This is a genomic window from Paenibacillus sp. FSL K6-1096, assembly GCF_037977055.1.
GTDB lineage: Bacteria > Bacillota > Bacilli > Paenibacillales > Paenibacillaceae > Paenibacillus_AQ.
Genome location: NZ_CP150274.1, coordinates 5,816,163 through 5,834,513 on the forward strand (window position 1 = coordinate 5,816,163; position 18,351 = coordinate 5,834,513).

At 55.5% G+C, this 18,351-nt stretch carries 17 protein-coding genes; 15 read left to right on the forward strand and 2 right to left on the reverse strand.

Features of this window, described 5'->3' with window-relative positions; all coding sequences use genetic code 11:
• Nucleotides 1-38: 38 nt before the first annotated feature.
• The 7 genes from MHI24_RS25615 to MHI24_RS25645 all read left to right on the forward strand — a co-directional run bounded on the left by MHI24_RS25615 (nt 39) and on the right by MHI24_RS25645 (nt 8,776).
• Nucleotides 39-884, forward strand: a complete 846-nt coding sequence (locus MHI24_RS25615) for a PRD domain-containing protein (RefSeq protein WP_340022378.1) — start codon at nt 39-41, stop codon at nt 882-884.
• Between the two features lie 220 nt (nt 885-1,104).
• The gene (locus tag MHI24_RS25620; protein WP_340022379.1) at nt 1,105-2,967 is read left to right on the forward strand and encodes a beta-glucoside-specific PTS transporter subunit IIABC; all 1,863 of its coding nucleotides are present in this window, start codon (nt 1,105-1,107) and stop codon (nt 2,965-2,967) included.
• Nucleotides 2,968-3,127: 160 nt separating this feature from the next.
• Nucleotides 3,128-4,738: a helix-turn-helix domain-containing protein gene (locus MHI24_RS25625; RefSeq protein ID WP_340022380.1), complete on the forward strand. Its 1,611-nt coding sequence runs from the start codon at nt 3,128-3,130 to the stop codon at nt 4,736-4,738.
• 112 nt (nt 4,739-4,850) lie between these two features.
• Nucleotides 4,851-5,879: an iron-siderophore ABC transporter substrate-binding protein gene (locus MHI24_RS25630; RefSeq protein WP_340022381.1), complete on the forward strand. Its 1,029-nt coding sequence runs from the start codon at nt 4,851-4,853 to the stop codon at nt 5,877-5,879.
• Entirely contained in the window at nt 5,876-6,871 is a 996-nt protein-coding gene (locus tag MHI24_RS25635) for an iron ABC transporter permease (RefSeq protein WP_340022382.1), read from the forward strand. Before MHI24_RS25630 ends, MHI24_RS25635 begins: the two co-directional genes overlap by 4 nt.
• Nucleotides 6,868-7,911, forward strand: coding sequence for an iron ABC transporter permease (locus tag MHI24_RS25640; RefSeq protein ID WP_340022383.1), 1,044 nt, complete (start codon nt 6,868-6,870; stop codon nt 7,909-7,911). Before MHI24_RS25635 ends, MHI24_RS25640 begins: the two co-directional genes overlap by 4 nt.
• A gap of 16 nt (nt 7,912-7,927) precedes the next feature.
• Nucleotides 7,928-8,776, forward strand: coding sequence for an ABC transporter ATP-binding protein (locus MHI24_RS25645; protein WP_340026790.1), 849 nt, complete (start codon nt 7,928-7,930; stop codon nt 8,774-8,776).
• 98 nt (nt 8,777-8,874) lie between these two features.
• Here MHI24_RS25645 and MHI24_RS25650 read toward each other — a convergent pair whose 3' ends face one another.
• Nucleotides 8,875-9,915 carry an HD-GYP domain-containing protein gene (locus MHI24_RS25650; protein ID WP_340022384.1) on the reverse strand — a complete coding sequence of 347 codons (1,041 nt, stop codon included), beginning with the start codon at nt 9,913-9,915 and terminating at the stop codon, nt 8,875-8,877.
• A 159-nt stretch (nt 9,916-10,074) separates the two neighbouring features.
• On the reverse strand, nt 10,075-10,323 hold the full coding sequence (locus MHI24_RS25655; protein ID WP_340022385.1) for a MoaD/ThiS family protein: 249 nt from the start codon (nt 10,321-10,323) through the stop codon (nt 10,075-10,077).
• A gap of 151 nt (nt 10,324-10,474) precedes the next feature.
• On the opposite strand from MHI24_RS25655, the gene MHI24_RS25660 reads away from it, so the two are divergent.
• From MHI24_RS25660 to MHI24_RS25695, 8 genes are all read left to right on the forward strand, one after another.
• Nucleotides 10,475-11,914, forward strand: a complete 1,440-nt coding sequence (locus MHI24_RS25660; protein WP_340022386.1) for a bifunctional UDP-sugar hydrolase/5'-nucleotidase — start codon at nt 10,475-10,477, stop codon at nt 11,912-11,914.
• 79 nt (nt 11,915-11,993) lie between these two features.
• Nucleotides 11,994-12,818: an undecaprenyl-diphosphate phosphatase gene (locus MHI24_RS25665; RefSeq protein ID WP_340022387.1), complete on the forward strand. Its 825-nt coding sequence runs from the start codon at nt 11,994-11,996 to the stop codon at nt 12,816-12,818.
• 143 nt (nt 12,819-12,961) lie between these two features.
• Complete coding sequence (locus MHI24_RS25670; RefSeq protein WP_340022388.1) at nt 12,962-14,071, forward strand: HD-GYP domain-containing protein; 1,110 nt, start codon at nt 12,962-12,964, stop codon at nt 14,069-14,071.
• Nucleotides 14,072-14,292: 221 nt separating this feature from the next.
• Nucleotides 14,293-15,435, forward strand: a complete 1,143-nt coding sequence (gene yfkAB, locus MHI24_RS25675) for a radical SAM/CxCxxxxC motif protein YfkAB (RefSeq protein WP_340022389.1) — start codon at nt 14,293-14,295, stop codon at nt 15,433-15,435.
• Nucleotides 15,436-15,450: 15 nt separating this feature from the next.
• Entirely contained in the window at nt 15,451-16,815 is a 1,365-nt protein-coding gene (locus MHI24_RS25680) for a hemolysin family protein (protein ID WP_340026791.1), read from the forward strand.
• A gap of 173 nt (nt 16,816-16,988) precedes the next feature.
• The gene (locus MHI24_RS25685) at nt 16,989-17,204 is read left to right on the forward strand and encodes a spore coat associated protein CotJA (protein ID WP_340022390.1); all 216 of its coding nucleotides are present in this window, start codon (nt 16,989-16,991) and stop codon (nt 17,202-17,204) included.
• A 3-nt stretch (nt 17,205-17,207) separates the two neighbouring features.
• On the forward strand, nt 17,208-17,474 hold the full coding sequence (locus tag MHI24_RS25690; protein ID WP_340022391.1) for a spore coat protein CotJB: 267 nt from the start codon (nt 17,208-17,210) through the stop codon (nt 17,472-17,474).
• Nucleotides 17,475-17,524: 50 nt separating this feature from the next.
• Nucleotides 17,525-18,094, forward strand: coding sequence for a manganese catalase family protein (locus tag MHI24_RS25695; RefSeq protein WP_340022392.1), 570 nt, complete (start codon nt 17,525-17,527; stop codon nt 18,092-18,094).
• Nucleotides 18,095-18,351 lie beyond the last annotated feature (257 nt).

The window sequence follows — 18,351 nt, forward strand, 5'->3', positions numbered from 1 at the left end:
TTTTTTTGTACAATCTATGGTGAGGAGGTGAAATAGAGATGATCATCGAGAAGGTGCTGAACAACAATGTGCTGCTGACGAAGAACCGGAAGGGCAAAGAAGTCATCGTCATGGGCCGGGGGATTTCCTTCAACAAGGTTGCGGGCGATTATGTCGATCCGGCCAAGGTGGATAAGATCTTCCTGCTGAACGAGAATGAATTCACCGCCAGGCTGACGGAGCTGCTGAATGAGATTCCGGTGACTCATCTGGAGCTGGCGAGCGAAATTGTTGCTTATGCCAATGAAGTGCTGGGTACAGAGCTGAGCGATAATCTCTACCTGACACTGACCGATCATATTCATTTTGCGCTGCAGCGGTTCGAGAAGGGCATCAAGCTCAAGAATGCGATGCTGTTTGAGATCAAGCGCTTCTACCACAAGGAGTTCGCCATCGGCCTGGACGCTCTGAAGATTATCGAGCAGGCTACCGGATTCGCGCTTGGGGAAGATGAGGCCGGATTCATTGCTCTGCATCTGGTGAACGCCAGACTGGACGGCAATGAGGTCAGATCGACCATCAAGATGACAGAGATTGTCCAGAATATTCTGAATATCGTTACCTATCATTACAAGGTGGTGCTGGATGAGACTTCGCTGAACTATTCGCGGTTCCTGACCCATCTGCAGTATTTCTCCATGCGGGTGCTGAAGAAGGAGACGAATAACAGCGGCGAGGAATTTCTGTATAATCAGGTGAAGCAGACGTATGTCAAGGCTTTTGAATGTGTGGGCAAAATTAATGATTATCTGGAGAGCTCCTACGGCCAGAGCCTCAGCAAGGATGAATACGTCTACCTGACCATTCATATCCAGCGGGTAACAGAGCGCAATAGCCTGGAATAGCTATCACTTAAGCATCATCATCATAACTTCATATGATCATAAGTACAGGGTGTAACTGGTCATGCAGGCAAAACCTGAACTGACGGCAAAAAAGCGTTCATTTGACGCCTTCTTTTGCCTTGAGTTCAGGTTTTTCTTGTTTGCAGAGGGGAAAGATATTATCTGCTGGCATATTCCGCCTCTGCAACGTATCAATACTTACAGACAAGGAGCAAATCCAATGAGTAACAAAGACTTATCCAAACAAATTATTACACTTGTCGGCGGGGATGATAATGTGAATTCTGTATTCCATTGTGCCACACGTCTCCGGTTCAAGCTGAAGGATAGCGGCAAGGCCAATAAAGCGGCGCTGGAAAAAACGCCCGGAGTCATCACCGTAGTCGAGAGCAGCGGGCAGTTCCAGGTGGTCATCGGCAACAATGTCAGCCAGGTGTTCGAGCAGATCATGAAGGAAACCTCGCTTCAGGACGCGGAGAAAAGCGGCAGTGAGGAGAGCTCGGAAAGCACCGGCATCCTCGGTAAAGCAGTCGATATCATTTCAAGCATCTTCTCGCCGATTCTTGGAGCGCTGGCCGGAGCGGGGATTCTCAAAGGCCTGCTGGCCCTGATTCTGTCGCTGGAATGGATCAGTGCCGAGAGCGGGACATACATGATTCTCAATGCGGCCTCGGACAGTGTGTTCTATTTCCTGCCGCTCTTCCTCGCGGTTACATCAGCGCGCAAATTCAAGGCGAACCAGTTTGTGTCCCTTGCCGTTGCCGGAGCGTTGATCTATCCCAAGGTCATTGAAGCGGTTGGCTCGCCGGATGCCCTGAATTTCCTGGGTATCAAAATCGTGCTGATCAACTACTCCTCCAGCGTCATTCCGATTATTCTGGCGGTATGGGTGCAATCGTATGTGGAACGCTGGTTCCGTTCGTTCATTCACGAGTCGGTCCGCAATATTCTCGTGCCCATGTTCGCGCTGCTGATTGTCATTCCGCTGACGTTCCTGGCGTTCGGGCCTGTAGGCTCGCTGATCAGTGACGGTCTGGCTTCCGGTTATACCTGGCTGTACAATCTTAGTCCGCTGGTCGCCGGGGCGATTGCCGGGGCGTTCTGGCAAGTCTTCGTCATCTTCGGGGTTCACTGGGGCTTCGTGCCGATTATGCTAAGCAATATTGCGACTCTGGGACAGGATACGATGCTGCCGATTCTAAGTGCTGCCGTGCTGTCGCAGGCCGGGGCGGTGTTCGGGGTATTCCTGAAAACAAGAAATACGCAGCTGAAGGCGCTGGCCGGTTCATCCACATTGTCAGCCATCTTCGGGATTACGGAGCCGACAATCTATGGCGTTACCCTCAAGCTCAAAAAACCGTTCATCTACGCCTGCATCTCCGGGGCGGTCGGCGGTGCTATTATTGCCGCAGGCGGCGCAAGAGCCTTATCCTTCTCCCTGCCGGGCCTGCTGGCCTTGCCGACTTATTTCGGCACCGGCTTTGTCTGGGTTGTCATTGGTATCCTTGTAGCCTTTGTGCTGGCGGCTGTGCTGGTACTGGTGCTTGGCTATACCGAGCCGGAGGCTGCGGCAGAGTCTTCAGCTAATCCGGCCGGAACTGCCGCCAGCACTGCTCCGACAGTGATTGCTAAAGAACTGGTTGTCAGTCCGTTGGCCGGAACGCTGCAGCCGCTGAAGAATCTGCCGGATGAAGCCTTCGCTTCCGGGGCTATGGGTCAAGGCATTGTTATTGAGCCTTCTTCGGGCCGGCTGACCTCACCGGTGAGCGGAACAGTGACTACCGTCTTCCCGACCGGTCATGCCATTGGCATTACCTCGGATAACGGGGCCGAGCTGCTGATTCATATCGGCGTCAATACGGTGAAGCTCAAGGGACAGCATTTCAATAAAATTGCCAAGGAAGGCGACCGGGTGGAGCAGGGCCAGCTATTGCTGGAGTTCGATGTGGAGGCCATCCGTGCCGCCGGATTCGTCACCGCGACTCCAGTGATTGTAACCAACTCGGCGCAGTACCTTGACGTGCTGAAGAGTACAGCAACGGAAATAACCAGCGGTGATCTGCTGCTGACGCTCATCCGGTAGCATCTATATAATACTTTACTTCAAGCAGTGCTTCTGCGTCAGCGCAGGGGTGCTGCTTGATCTGTTTCTGGATCTGTTTATGAAGCCAGCGGATTTGCCAGAGAAGGGATTTCACTTTAGAATGTAGTGAGAACTATTCTCAAATGGAGGGTCCACAATTATGAATGACATGCATCAGGAGCTTGCTGGTTACCATTACCGGCTGGCCGGACCGGCTCCGGCGGGGGAATCCGCATTCTTCCGGCCAGAAGAGCTGAAGAGCCGGGAATATCTTCATACACTGCTGCTCTTGAGCGGGCCTGTTAAGCGGCATTCCAGTTATAAGTATAAGCAAGCCTCCATACAGGCCGTGAAAATCCTTCCACCGGAAGCTGATCCTGCGGATCATGCAGCGGGCTGGGAGAGGGACATGAGCTTAAGCTTCGTGATTCTCGGGGAGAGATCATCCGGGAATCCTGAGCCGGTCTGCCTGGAACGGCCTCTCGAATATCTTCCGCTCCCGGGCATCCCGCTGATGGATATGGGAATGGAGATTCTGGAGCAGCTCGCCGGAAGCAGACTGCAGCAGATGAAGGCGAATATCCTGTTTCAGGAGCTGCTGTTTATCTTGCTTGAGAGCTCTTCCGGCCCGCAGGAATCGGCCCATGAGCTGGCGATTGCCAGGACGGTTGAATATATGGAACGGAATTACGCACGAAGTGTGACCCGGGAGAAGCTGGCAGAGGTAGCGGGAATGAGCCCGGATTATTATTCCAGGCTATTCAAGAAGCAGCTTGGCCAGACGCCTGTTGAATGCCTGACGGGTATCCGTCTGAAGCGCGCCAAGCAGGCGCTGCTGTCCAGCAAGGATTCCTTCCGCACCATCGCCCACAGTGTCGGCTTTGCGGATGAGTTCTATTTCAGCCGGAAGTTCCGGTCAGTGGTAGGCATGTCTCCCACCCAATATGTACGCCAAGTGAAATCCTCGGAACGGATTGTCTCCCTGGAGCATCATCTGACAGGCCATCTCCTGGCGCTCGGCATTGAGCCATACGGTGCATTAATCAACGGATATTATCCGCTTAAGCTGAAGCGGACCCGGGAGATCGGCCATCTGCGGCCCGATCTGGACAAGCTGGCCGCAGCAGAGCCGGAGGTTATTCTCACCTGCGAGGTCTATGATGAGCAGACGCAGCCCAAGGCTAGGATGTTCGAGCATATTGCGCAGGTAGTGACCATTCCGTTCTTCGATGACTGGCGCACCCAGCTTCGCAAGGTGGCCCTGGCTACCGGGCGGGAAGAGGCAGGAGAGGCCTGGCTGGCGCAATATGAGCTCAAGGCGCAGAGAATCCGCGCGGCCCTGTCATCTTTTACGGAGGGCAGGACGGTTCTTATTGTTGGAGTTGGAGGCGGTCGGATCTGCCTGTTTGGCCGCAGGAATGGAGGCGAGGTCTTCTATGGGGATCTGGGATTTCAGGCTCCTGAGGGGCTGGGCGACATCCCGTTGTTCCGGGAGATCAAGAATAGTGAAGTGTACAGCTATGACCCGGATATTCTGCTGTTCACCAGCCTGCGTAATGACGGCAGCCCGCAGGCGAAGCAGTCGATCCGGGAGAAGGTGCAGCAGATTAAGGGAGATTCCCGCTGGATGACCATGAAGGCTGCCCGTGCGGGCAGAGTCTATTCCCTGTTCGAGGAGCAGCATTTGTATACGATGTATACGGCGTATTCGCATAATTTACTGCTGGATAGAATCTGTGAGCTATGGAGAACGGAAATGTCCAAAATGTGAACGCAATCGGCTATGTTCACCCCGGCGGCTTTTTCTATAATTAATAATGAGAATCAATATCAATTAGATTTGAATTCTCAAGTACATAGATCAAGGCGGGGGAGATTGAATAATGATGAAGCACCGATACAACAGAAGACCAGTCTGGATGGCAGCTCTGCTGCTGATTGTCATGCTGATCGCAGCAGGCTGCGGCCAGAAGGCGGACAGCGCTGCAGAGACATCCCAGCCTCAGGCTACAGAGCAGGCGGCTGCACAGAATGCCGGAAGTACGCAAGCGCCGGATTCATCGTCAGATGAGGTGCGGACGATCAAGCATGTGATGGGAGAGACACAGATCACAGGCACTCCGGTGCGGGTGGTCAGCCTGTATCAGGGAGCGAATGATGCTTCGGCCGCTTTTGGCATCAAGCCGGTTGGCATTGTAGAATCCTGGCTGCAGAAGCCGGTGTATGAATACCTCCGTGCAGAGCTCGGGGATGTGCAGCAGATCGGAACCGAGACTCAGCCGAATCTTGAGGAGATCTACAAGCTGAAGCCTGATGTTATTTTTGCCAACAAAACCCGTCATGAGGCGATTTATGATCAGCTTAGCCAAATTGCACCGACCGTAATGACGGATCTGGTATACGACTGGAAGGGCACGGTCAAGCTGATGGGCGAGGTCATGAATCAGCAGGATAAGTCGGATAAGCTGCTGGCGGATTGGGATAACCGGGTGGCGGATTTCAAACAGAAGATGGGGGATAAGCTGCCTATCGAAGCTACGATTACTAACTTCCGGGAGGACCACGCACGGATCTTCTATATGGGATACGCCGGAGGCATTCTGAAGGAGCTGGGCTTCACCCGGCCGCCGGGCCATGATGCCGATGTATGGGGCGTGCAGCTCACCTCCAAGGAGAATATCCCTGATATGAACGCTGATGTCATCTTCAACTTCAATTCCGGGAACGACGAGGCAGCGGTTCAGAAGCTGTTCTCCGACTGGACCAGCCATCCGCTGTGGAAGAACCTGGATGCTGTGCGGAATAATCAGGTCTACCAGGTAGACGAGGTATCCTGGAATATGGCGGGCGGCATTATTTCGGCTAACCAGATGCTGGACAGCCTGTATAAGATGTTCAATCTGCCCCAATGAATAAGCGCAACACCATACTGCTGTGTAGCTTAATAGTACTGCTGTGCGCTGCCTTCACCGCCAGTCTGCTGCTGGGCAGAACGCCCATCACCTGGGGCACGCTGGTCAAGGCGTTCACGGAGTACGATGCCTCTAGTGTAGAGCAACTGATTGTCCGTACGGAGCGGCTGTCGCGTGCGGTGATTGCGCTGGCGGTTGGAGCCTGCCTGGCACTGGCCGGCACCCTGATGCAGGCGATGAGCCGCAATCCGCTGGCCTCGCCGGATGTGTTCGGTGTAAGCTCCGGGGCTATACTGATGGTGGTTCTGGCTGTGCTTGTGAATCCCGCTACGCCGCTGCTGCTGCTCTCGCTCTATGCTGTCGGCGGAGCTATAATCGCTGCTGCAATTGTCTATGCGCTGGGTTCGCTTGGACGCGACGGCTTGACACCGGTCAAGCTGGTGCTGGCCGGCTCCGCGATTACCGCGCTGTTCGCCTCCAGCACCCAGGCGGTGCTGGTCATGAATGAGGCGGGCCTGCAGGATGTGCTGTTCTGGCTGGCCGGCTCGATCAGCGGCCGTTCGCTTGACAACGTGCTGCCGCTGCTGCCGTTCATCGGGGTGGCGGCGCTGGCCGCCCTTAGTATGGGCCGGTCACTGAATCTGCTATCTACGGGCGAAGATGTGGCGAGAGGCCTCGGACAGCGGACCGGTATGGTCAAGCTGCTGCTTGGTGCTCTGATTGTCATTCTGGCCGGAGGTTCTGTGGCTATGGTGGGAGCGGTCGGCTTCATCGGACTGTTCGTTCCCCATATGGCCCGCGGGCTGGCCGGCAATGATTACCGCTGGGTGCTGCCCTTCTCGGCACTGCTGGGAGCCGCGCTCCTGCTGCTCTCCGATGTGGCCGCCCGGCTGCTGATCAGCCCGTCGGAGATTCCGATCGGCGTAATGACCGCTGCAGTGGGGGTTCCCTTCTTCATCCATGTGGCCCGTAAGGGAGGTGCATGGAAATGAAGCATTCAGCGAAGCTGGGCGGGAAGCCCCGGCGCTTGTCCGCGCCCTCAGAGTGGAGAACCGCGTGGGCGCTGGCGGCCGGGCTCTGCTTGTATATCGTAGCGATTGCCGCGGGAACCGGCTGGGGGAACGATTATATCTCTCCGCTTGGTGTTCTGCAGACGATATTCGGCACCGGACAGGGAGAATATGATTTCGTAATTATGACACTGAGACTGCCGCGTGTTCTGACCGCTCTTCTGGTGGGCTCGGCCCTGGGCGTATCCGGGGCTATTCTCCAGGGGGTGATCCGCAATCCGCTGGCTTCACCCGATATCATCGGCATTACGGGCGGTGCTTCCGCTGCGGCAGTGGCCTTCATTACCTTCCTCAGCGGCAGTGTAAGCATCAAGCTGCTGCCGGCTGCGGCCGTAGCCGGTGCGCTGGTGGTCTCTGTGCTGGTCTACGCCTTGTCATGGCAAAAGGGTGTGACTCCCATCCGCCTGGTGCTGATCGGGATCGGTCTGTCGGCCGCCGCGAAGGCGGCAACCACACTTATGATTGTTATGAGCTCATCGATCTCGGCAGCCAAGGCCTATCTCTGGATGACAGGCAGCATCTACGGAGCAGCCTGGGAGCAGGTGTACACTGTGCTTCCTGCACTGCTGGCGGGATTGCCGGCAGCCCTGTATTTCGCCCGAAGCCTGAATGCCCAGGAGCTGGGGGATGATGTGGCGGGCAGCCTGGGCGTCACGGTGCAGCGGCACCGGATGCTGCTGGTGCTGATCAGTGTGATTCTGGCCGGCTTTGCCGTCTCGGTAGCCGGAGCGATCGGCTTCATCGGCCTGATTGCCCCGCATCTGGCAAGGCGGCTGAGCGGCAGAATGTTCGGCAGCCTGCTGGTTATGTCTGCATTAACGGGCGGCCTGCTGGTCTTCCTGGCTGATCTGATCGCCCGCACCCTGTTCCATCCGCTCGATATTCCGGCAGGCGTATTCACCGCCGGAATCGGGGCGCCGTTCTTTATTTATATGCTGTTCCGTCACCGGAATCAATGGTAGCGAAGGGGGAAGAATGTTGGCGAGTCTGGAAGCGCGTGAGTTAACCGTATCCTACGGTTCCAAGACCATAATTCATAATCTGAATCTGGCCATTCCTGAAGGGAAAATCACGGTGCTGATCGGCGGCAACGGCTGCGGCAAGTCTACACTGCTGCGCACCCTGGCCCGGCTGCTGAAGCCGGGGGGCGGTGAGGTGCTGCTGGACGGGGGGCAGATTGCCCGGATGCCCACGCGCGAGGTGGCCAAGGCGATGTCGATTCTCCCGCAGGGGCCGTCTGCGCCGGAGGGGCTGACCGTGCGGCAGCTGGTCCGCCAGGGTCGTTATCCGCATCAGAGCTGGCTGAAGGCATGGTCAGAGGCGGATGAAGCGATGGTCCGGGCCGCGCTGGAGTCCGCGAAGGTGGAGGATCTGGCGGAGAGAACCGTGGATTCGCTCTCCGGCGGCCAGCGGCAGCGGGTCTGGATTGCGATGTCCCTGGCCCAGGGGACGGATCTGCTGCTGCTGGATGAGCCGACGACCTATCTGGATCTGTCCCATCAGGTGGAGATCCTCGATATGCTGTATGAGCTGAACGACCGGGAAGGGCGGACGATTGTTATGGTTCTGCATGACCTCAATCTGGCCTGCCGCTATGCCCATCATATGGTGGCCGTCCAGGGCGGGAATATCTATGCCGAGGGAGCCCCGGAGAGCATCATTACGGCAGAGACAGTGAAAGAGGTATTCCGGCTGGACTGCGAGGTTATCCGCGACCCGCTGTTCGGGACGCCGCTGTGTATTCCGCGCGGCAGAGGCAGAATCATTCCGGCCATGGCGGAGCCCGCTTCGTCCCGGGAGGAGGCCGTGCTGCTGAAGCAGGGCTGAGGCATGGATAACGTTGTGTACTGCGCGAAACAATAAGGGCTGTCCCAGCATAAGCCATCTTGATGGCTCAAGCGGGACAGCCCGTTTGCGTCGGAAGGTTATTCCATATAAATCTCGACAACGGTAATCTGGCGTTCGCGTGACAGGTCCAGGAACTTGCCCTCGCTCTGCACGAGCGGACGGAAGACATCCAGCGGATTGTTCATAATGATGACCCCCATGTCTCCGGTGCTCAGCAGGACCCGCTTGCCGATGAAGTTGGGCATCAGATGATGAATGAAGGCCTGGACCGGCTTGCCGTTCAGCTTGCCGAAGCTTAAGGAGTTAAGCTCGCGCAGGACGGAAATCAGCTCCTGCTTGGACTGATATACCCGGTGCGTGGTCATCGCACTGTAGGTGTCGGCGACGGCGGCAATCTGGGCGTAGGGGTGGATATCATTCTTGGTCAGCTGGCGGGGATAGCCGGAGCCGTCTTCGCGTTCATGATGCTGCAGGGCGACCAGAGCGGTATAAGGGTCTTTCATGGAATTCTGAATGATTTCGTATCCGTAAACCGTATGTAATTTGATCTCTTCGAATTCGGCGGCCGTCAATTTGCCGGGCTTGTTCAGGATGTCCGGAGAAATCCGGCATTTGCCGATGTCGATCAGGTAGCCTGCACGGCCAATCTCGTAACACTCACTCTTAGAGTATCCGAGCCATGAAGCAAGGTAATACGAGAGCATTCCAACCTGCAGGGAATGATTGTAGGTATAATTATCTTCACGGTCGAGCAGCAGAAGGAGGGACACGACATCCTTATGCTTGTCGAGTGTGGATAATGTGGGCTGGAGAATATCGTCCACCACGGACTGGCTGAAGCTGCCCTTGCTGAGCGCTTCCATATACAGGGACTCGAAGCCGTCAATCATGGTATCGAAGGTGCCGGCCGCAGCCTGCATGATGGAGGAACGGCTTGAAGGGGCGGGCTGCTCCTGGGCGGTCTCGATATCGACATAATCTACACCATGCTGAATCAGCTTGGATATCTCCTCTAATTGCAGCAATGATCCCTTAGGGAGTACATGCAGCCCGCGCGAGCTGAAGGCATCCATCCGCAGATGATCGCCCGGTTTAAGATCCATGACGTGTACTCTCAATGAATAGGCCACCTTACTATAGCATTTTTTTACAGCATAGCAACAAACCCGGTAATATTCAATGGTGTAAGAGTACTGATTATGCCTTGCAGCACGGGTCCCAATTAATGTGCAACTGCGAAGGCTTCCGGCGGATGAGGCGGTTAAGGCAAAATGCGGTTATCCCCCGGAAACGGGCGGAATGAGGGCGACCTCGGCGTCTTCGCCGATCTCTGTACCCTCTGAGGCGTATTCCTTATCCACAGCAACCATAGATACGCTGATCTGACCCGCCGCATCAGGATACGCAGCGGACAGAAGCTCCTTCAGCCGGCGTGCTGTCAAAGGGGATTCAGGTGCGTCGAAGGTGAGGGCAGAGGCCCCCATGACTTCGGCCAGACCGGCGAACAGACGGACAGATATTTGCATGATTATTTCCCCCTTCAGGACTTATCGGTGGACAAGCTATAATGATTCCAATATACCATATTGGTTCTGAAAATGTTATGCTAACTCTAGAACAGCACAAGCCTGCCGCTTACACTATAAACGGCTGTACAAGTGGGAGGGAAGCGAGCTAATGAAGTCTGGGCCAGAGCGGTTAACCATTATCCATACCAATGATATACATAGTCACTTTGAAATGATGAGCCCCGCCGCCGCCGAGATATTCGCGATGAAGGCTGCGGCGGGAGATGAGCCGGTGCTGCTGCTGGATATCGGCGACCATATGGACCGCGCAGCAGTAGAGACTGAAGGCACGATGGGCCAGGCCAATATCGATATCATGAATCTGACCGGATACGATGCCGTCACGATCGGCAACAACGAAGGGCTGACCTTCTCCAAGGAGATGCTGTCGGCTGTATTTACCGGCCTTCAGTGCCCGGTTGTATGCTGCAATTTCCTCGATGCGGCAACAGGAGAGCCTCCGCACTGGATGCAGCGTCATGCCATCCTGGAGAAGGACGGAATCCGCATCGGGCTGACTGGCGCTACGGCGGCGTTTACCTCCTTCTATTCCCTGCTGGGCTGGGATGTACTGGACCCTGAGGAGGCGCTGCGCGAGCAGTGCGAGCTTCTGGCCCCGCAGGTGGATCTCCTGATTATTCTGTCTCATCTGGGGCTTCCTGCGGATCAGAAGCTGGCGGAGCATCTGGAAGGGGTGCACGCCATTCTGGGCGGCCACACCCATCATATGCTGGAGCAGCCGCAGATCATTGCGGGAACGGCGGTATGCGGAGCCGGCAAGTTCGGCCGTTACGCCGGACGGCTCGTATTCGAGCGGGAGCATCCGGGAGCCGCCTTCCGCCTGGCTGAAGGGGGATGCACGGAAGTTGACCCTTTGCTGCAGGAGGAGACGATTAGCCGGGCCGCAGCGATTCATCTGACGCGGGGCCGGGAGGCGCTGGAGGAGACCGTCGCTATTAGTGACCGGATGCTGCCGCTGGACCTGCAGGGGGAGTCCCCGTTTGCCAACCTGCTGGCCCAGGCCGTCCGGCGGTTCACCGGAACTCCGATCTCGCTGGTCAATTCGGGCCAGCTGCTGGGGCCGCTGCCGGAGGGCAAGATCACGGCAGGCATGCTGCACGCCTTATGTCCTTCGCCGATCAATCCGTGTATCGTCCAGCTCACCGGTAAGGATATCCGCATCGCGCTGGAGCAGAGCCTGCTGGCTGAATACCGCAACAAGATCATCTACGGCTACGGCTTCCGGGGAGAGATGCTGGGCACACTGGCCGTGGACGGATTAAACATCTTGTACGATCCCAGGGTGATGCCGTATGATAACGGTATTGCCATTTTTGCGGGCGGCGAGCAGCTGGAGGATTCTAAGGTTTACAGTGTGGGTACGCTGGATATGTTCACCTTCCGTACCGGCTATGAGAGCCTGGCGGACGGCCGGGACCCTGTGTATCTGCTGCCTCATTTCCTGCGCGACCTGCTGCGGATGGAGCTTCAGCGCCCGGGCAGCCTGGATGAGTGTGAAGCGCTCCGCTGGGAGAGACGATCCCCCTGATCATCCTGTAATATTCAGTTAAATAACAGTAATCGTTGTTGTTATCCATGTTTCATTGACCAGATCAGGAGGAAGTATTATGGATATGATTACGGCAATCATTCTTGCCATCGTAGAAGGAATAACCGAATTCATCCCGGTGTCGTCAACGGGACACATGATTCTGACGACCAAGCTGCTGGGCTTCAGTGAGCAGGATTCGATCATGAAGACCTATGAGATTGTGATCCAGCTTGGGGCGATTCTGGCGATTGCCCTGGTGTACCGCCAGCGGGTGCTGAATCTGCTTGGCATCGGACGCAGCCGCAGAAGCAGCGGCGTTATGCCGGCATCGCGCCTGAATCTGATTCATGTGCTGCTGGGTATCGTGCCTGCGCTTGCTGTAGCTTTTTTCGCCCGTGATTTCATCAAAAGCCTGTTCGGGGCATCCACCGTGCTCTGGGCGCTGGTGGCCGGGGGGATTCTGATGATTGTTGCGGAATGGGTGAACAAGCGCAAGATCCGCATCACCGCGCATGAGCTGGATGACCTGTCCTACGGGCAGGCGCTGGCGATCGGACTCTATCAGATTATCTCTGTTCTCTGGCCCGGATTCTCCCGCTCCGGTTCGACCATCTCCGGGGGGATGCTGAGCGGTGTCAGCTACAAGGCTTCGGCGGACTTCTCCTTCCTCATCGCCATTCCGATTATGTGTGCGGCCTCAGGCTATGAGCTGCTTGATTCCTACCGCAATTTCACGACGGAGACGATCGGATATTTTGTCGTCGGCTTCATTATTTCCTTCATTGTGGCCTATGTGGTTGTCGTTCTGTTCATGCGGATGATCCAGAAGATCAGACCTACACACTTCGCCATCTACCGCTTCATTCTTGCAGCCGTCTTCTGGCTGTTTATTATGCGTTAAGCCTCCGAAGTTCCGGGGAAGGAACCGCTCCTGACATCACACGCTTGCCCGGTCGCTCAAGGTAACGGTATAGCATAGTGCCTGGACCCGAGGATTCCGAAACAGAATAGCAATTTTACCGTTAAAGGCAGGAGTGAATCAAGGTGCGTCTAGTATCCGTGAATCGGCTTCAGGCGGGAATGAAGCTGGGTAAAAAAATATATAATGATGAAGGGCTGGTTCTCCTCGCTGACGGGGTAGAGCTGACTGATGCCTTGATCCGGCGGCTCGCCAAGATCGATATCGGCTACATCTATATTGAGGACGCGGCCACGGAGGATATCGTTATTCCCGGTATGCTGCAGGACGAGACGCGCAATCAGGCGCTCAAGGTGATCCGGGGCCAGTTCCAGCAAATGTCTGGCGCTTCCGGGATAACCAAAGGCTTCTACCATCTGGACAAGAAATTCTCCAAAATCATGGATTCGATTCTCGAAGATATGTCCTCGCAGGAGGACCCGATGATCATGCTGCTTGATATGCATACGGCAGACAACTACCTGTACGTCCATTCCCTGAATGTATGCCTGTATACGCTGGTGCTGGGTATTGCCCACGGGTACAGCAGGGAAGAGCTCCGGACGATCGGCCTGGGCGCGCTCCTGCATGACATCGGCAAGACACAGATTCCCGTCAAAATTGTCCAGAAGCCCGGTATGCTCAGTGATGAGGAGTTCCGCATCATGCAGGCCCATACCGAGATCGGCTACAAGATTCTTAAGGATGAGCCGAATATTCCGCTGCTGGCGGCCCACTGCGCGCTGCAGCATCACGAACGCATAGACGGCTCGGGGTATCCGCGCGGACTGACCGGCCAGCAGATCCATGAATATGCGAAATGGCTCGGGGTAGCGGACTCCTATGACGCCATGACCTCCAACCGGATCTACAAAAAAGCGATGCTGCCCCATCAGGCGGTTGAGGCGCTGTATGTCGGCTCCGGGACTCTATATGAGCAGAAGCAGCTGGAGCTGTTCAGAGACCGTGTGGCCATCTATCCGCTGGGGCTTACGGTCAAGCTGAGTACCGGCGAGAGCGGCGTTGTGGTAAGGATTGACCCTGCTATGCCGCACAGGCCTGTGGTCAGAGTGCTGAACGGGCCGGAAGGGGAGGAGCTTACCCCTTACGAGCTGGATCTCAGGAAAGCTCTGTCTGTGGTGATTGCCGGGGTAAGCGACGGGGATGAGGCGGCTGTGAAGAGTACAGGAAAGTGAGGGGCAGCGAGGAGAGAGAAGGAGCATCTGCAGAGGCTGCTGCGGAGGCTGTATTCTCCGCCTGGCTGTTTTTTTGCACCGTGTGGATAAATTGGACGCTTGAGCCGGGCGTGTCTCAGCAGTTTTCCGGCAGTCGTGGTATGATATAGCATAAGTTATCGTTCTTTTTGAATTACTTTGGGTTAATAATAAGGAATAAGCATTAGAAGGAGCATTAAGAAATGAGCATACTAGAGCCATCATCAGCAATAATTCCCTTAAAGGAGCTGTCGCCGGAGTATGATCCCTGGGACCCGATCACCTCACTCCGCCAGTACGGACGGCATGTGCTGACCAGTGTGGAGATGACGGTTACGAATCTGTGCAATATGCGCTGCGAGCATTGTGCTGTAGGCGACAGCCTGACCATGAAAGAGGGAGAACTGCTGCCGCTGACTGCTATGCTGAACCGTCTGGAGGAGGTAGAGCATCTGCAGACGATCAGCATCACCGGCGGTGAGCCTATGTTCCGTGCGGGAACGGTGGAGAACACCATCGTGCCGCTGCTGAAATATGCACGGGAGCGGGGCATCCGCTCCCAGATCAATTCCAATCTGACGATGCCGTATTCACGTTACGAGAAGTTGCTCCCTTACCTGGATGTCATGCATATCTCCTTCAATTATGTGAACGGAGATGACTTCCATGAGGTGGGCTTCGCGAACAGCGGACATCCGGTCTCGAAGGAAGCGGCTTACCGGCTGTATGACACGATGCTGGAGAATTCCCGCCGGCTCAGCAGTGACGGGATGCTGATCTCCGCCGAATCGATGATCAACTACCGCACGCATACCAAGCTCCCGCAGATTCACAAGCTGATCGGTGACATGGGCGCAAGGCGGCATGAGGTTCACCCGATGTACGCCTCCAGCTTCGCCTCGAAGCTGCCGGTGCTGTCGCTGCCGGAGATGGCCGCTGCTATTCATTCTCTGCTGGATCACCGCGACCCGCAGATGTGGATGCTGTTCGGCACCCTGCCGTTCTTCGCCTGCAGCTTCCTGGAGGAGGATCAGAAGCTGCTGCGCAGACTGCGCAGCGAGAAGAATGTGACGCTGCGCAATGACCCGGACGGAAGAAACCGGGTGAATGTGAATCTGTTTACGGGCGATGTGTTCGTGACGGACTTCGCGGATATTTCAGCATTCGGCAATATTGGCAGCGCCCGGCTGGATGATATTTTTGCCGAGTGGCAGACGAAGCATCCTCTGAATCAGAAGGTGAACTGCCACTGTGATGCAGCCGGCTGCTGCGGGCCTAATCTGCTGGTGGCTGATATGTACTACCCTGAGGTTGATTTCAAATCCAGAAAGGCGATCACTCTGTAGAAAAGAGGCGTTATTATAGTGGTGCATACGGAATTCGAGATAGGAAGCTTAGTGCTTAATCTGTTGCTCGTTCTGGTGCTCGTATTATTGAATGGAATCTTCGTAGCGGCGGAGTTCTCGCTGGTTAAGGTCAGGCATTCCCGTCTGACCCAGCTGGTCAGCGAAGGCAACAAAATGGCCGGCTATGCGCTGAAGGTCAACAAGAAGCTGGATGCCTATCTGTCGGCTACGCAATTCGGGATTACCCTGGCCTCCCTTGGACTTGGCTGGATCGGGGAACCCGCGATATCCGAGCTGCTGGTGGAGCCGCTGATGTATAAGTTTGGCGTCACAGACCATACCTTGATCTCTACAGTGTCTGTGGTGATCGGCTTCTCGATTATTACCTTCTTACATATTGTGCTCGGGGAGCTGGCCCCGAAATCGCTGGCCATCCAGAAGACTGAAGGCTCGGCCCTGCTGCTGTCGGCTCCGCTGATGTTCTTCTACAATCTGTTCCTGCCCTTCATCTGGGTGCTGAATGCTTCGGCCAACGCTCTGCTCCGGCTGTTCGGTGTCGAACCGGCCAGCGAAGCCGAGGCGGCCCATTCCGAAGAGGAGATCCGCATTCTGATGAACCAGAGTGCGAAGAGCGGGGTCATTGACCAGGATGAAATGAAGCTGATGGACAATATCTTCGAGTTCTCCGACCTGCTGGCCCGTGAAGTGATGCTTCCGCGGACGGATATGGATGTACTGTACAGCAATCTCCCGCTGGAAGAGAACATGCGGATTATTACCGAAACGAAGCACTCCCGTTATCCGGTGGCCTTCGAGGACAAGGACCGGATTATCGGCTTCATCCATATCACCGACCTGTTGTTTGCGCCGCTGGAGCAGCAGAATGATCTGGCCTCTCTGGTCCGGCCGATTCTGAATGTACCCGAATCCATGGAGATTAGCCATGCGCTGCGGCTGATGCAGAAGAACAAGGCACAGCTTACTCTTGTCGTCGATGAATACGGCGGGACTGCAGGGCTGCTCACAGCGGAGGAGATTCTGGAAGAGATCGTCGGCGATCTGCATGACGAATTCGAGGATGAGCGTCCCAGCGTTGAGCGCAACGGGGACTATATCTCCGTGGAAGGCCGGATGCTGATTGAGGATGTCAACGATCTGACCGGCGTCGTGATCGAGGACGATGAGGTCGACTCCATCGGCGGCTGGCTGTTCAAGGAGCTGGAGGGCAATCCGACCAAGGGCAAGCAGGTAGTCGTTGGCGATGTTACCTTCGAGGTCGAGGAATCCACCCGGCTGCGGATTACGCGGATCAATATTCATAAGGCCACTCCGGAAACGCCGGAAGAGGAAGAACAGGACGGGGAAGAAGACAAGGAATAGAGGAAGATATACCCCCGATATATGTATGATCTAATACAGGCAGGGTAATCCGGGAGCCGGCAACAGGGCTCCCCGGGGCCCTGTTTTTTATTATAGCTGTTCTTTTCCCCCCTTGGCCCGTCATAAGTTAGTTACGAGGGAATGCCGTCAATTTGATTGAGGAGGAATGATCATTGAACTCCCAGGAGCGCGTATGGACACCATACAGGGGACCGTTTGATCCTTGTCCGCCGGTGCCGTTCAAGACGTATGTTGTGCCGCCGAACCAATTCGTTACGTTTCAGCCGCCGAATCTGCCGCAATTCTCCCTGCCGGAAGCGCTGAAGCACGGAACATTGTGGCCGTCGCTGTACAGCCCTTATGAATCCAAGTTCAAAGGAGGGAAGTAGGCTATGGACGCTAATCCTTGCGAACCCCGCTACTATGAGATGCTTGAGCAGCTGCAGGTGCTTGATTTTGCACTGGTTGAGCTGAACCTGTTCCTGGACACCCATCCTGAGGATCTGAAGTCAATTGAGCAGTTCAATCAGTTGACCTATGAGCGCACTAAGCTGGCGAACCAGTTCCAGGAGCTGTACGGACCTCTGCAGAACTTCGGCCGTGCGTATTCCAAATGTCCATGGCAATGGAGCGAGAGTCCTTGGCCGTGGCAGGTCTAGGTTGGCAGGAAGCCGGGAAGAATCAAGCCTGAGGAGGGGGAAGTTCACGAATGTGGATCTATGAGAAAAAGCTGCAATACCCCGTGCGTGTCGGCAAATGTGACGTGCGCATGGCCCGTTATCTTATGGAGCAATACGGGGGGGCGGACGGGGAACTGGCGGCTGCGCTGCGCTATATGAACCAGCGGTATGCCATACCGGACAAGGTAATCGGTGTTCTTACGGATATCTCCACTGAGGAATTCGCACATCTCGAGATGATTGCCACGATGATCTATAAGCTGACCAAGGACGCCTCGGTAGAGGAGCTGGAAGCCGCAGGGTTAGGGCCGAACTATGCGCAGCGGGATCATGCCCTGTACTATCAGAACTCAGCCGGCGTACCATGGACCGCATCCTACATCCAGGCCAAGGGCGATCCGATCGCGGATCTGTATGAGGACATTGCGGCCGAAGAGAAGGCCCGGGCTACATACCAGTGGCTCATCGACATGACGGATGATGTGGATCTGCAGGACAGCTTGAAGTTCCTCCGCGAGCGGGAGATCATTCATGCCATCCGCTTCAAGGAGTCGGTGCAGATCTTGATCGAGGAGAAGGATAAGAAGCGGGTGTTCTAAATCGTGCAGATACGATTCAAAAGCCCCTCAACCTTAATGGGTTGGCGGGCTTTTTTGATTTTCTGAAGGTATGCGAAAAACCGAATACAATGTGCCGGCATGCAGGCGGTATAAATTCTTACATCTACTATGAACACTTTTGGAACGGTTTCAGTCATTTTTCTGAAATGACCAATAATAACTATAAAATCAGAGGAAATGACAGGATAGCGGGCTTCAGATTAGCCAGCTTCTCTTTGCTGACACCTTCTCTTACA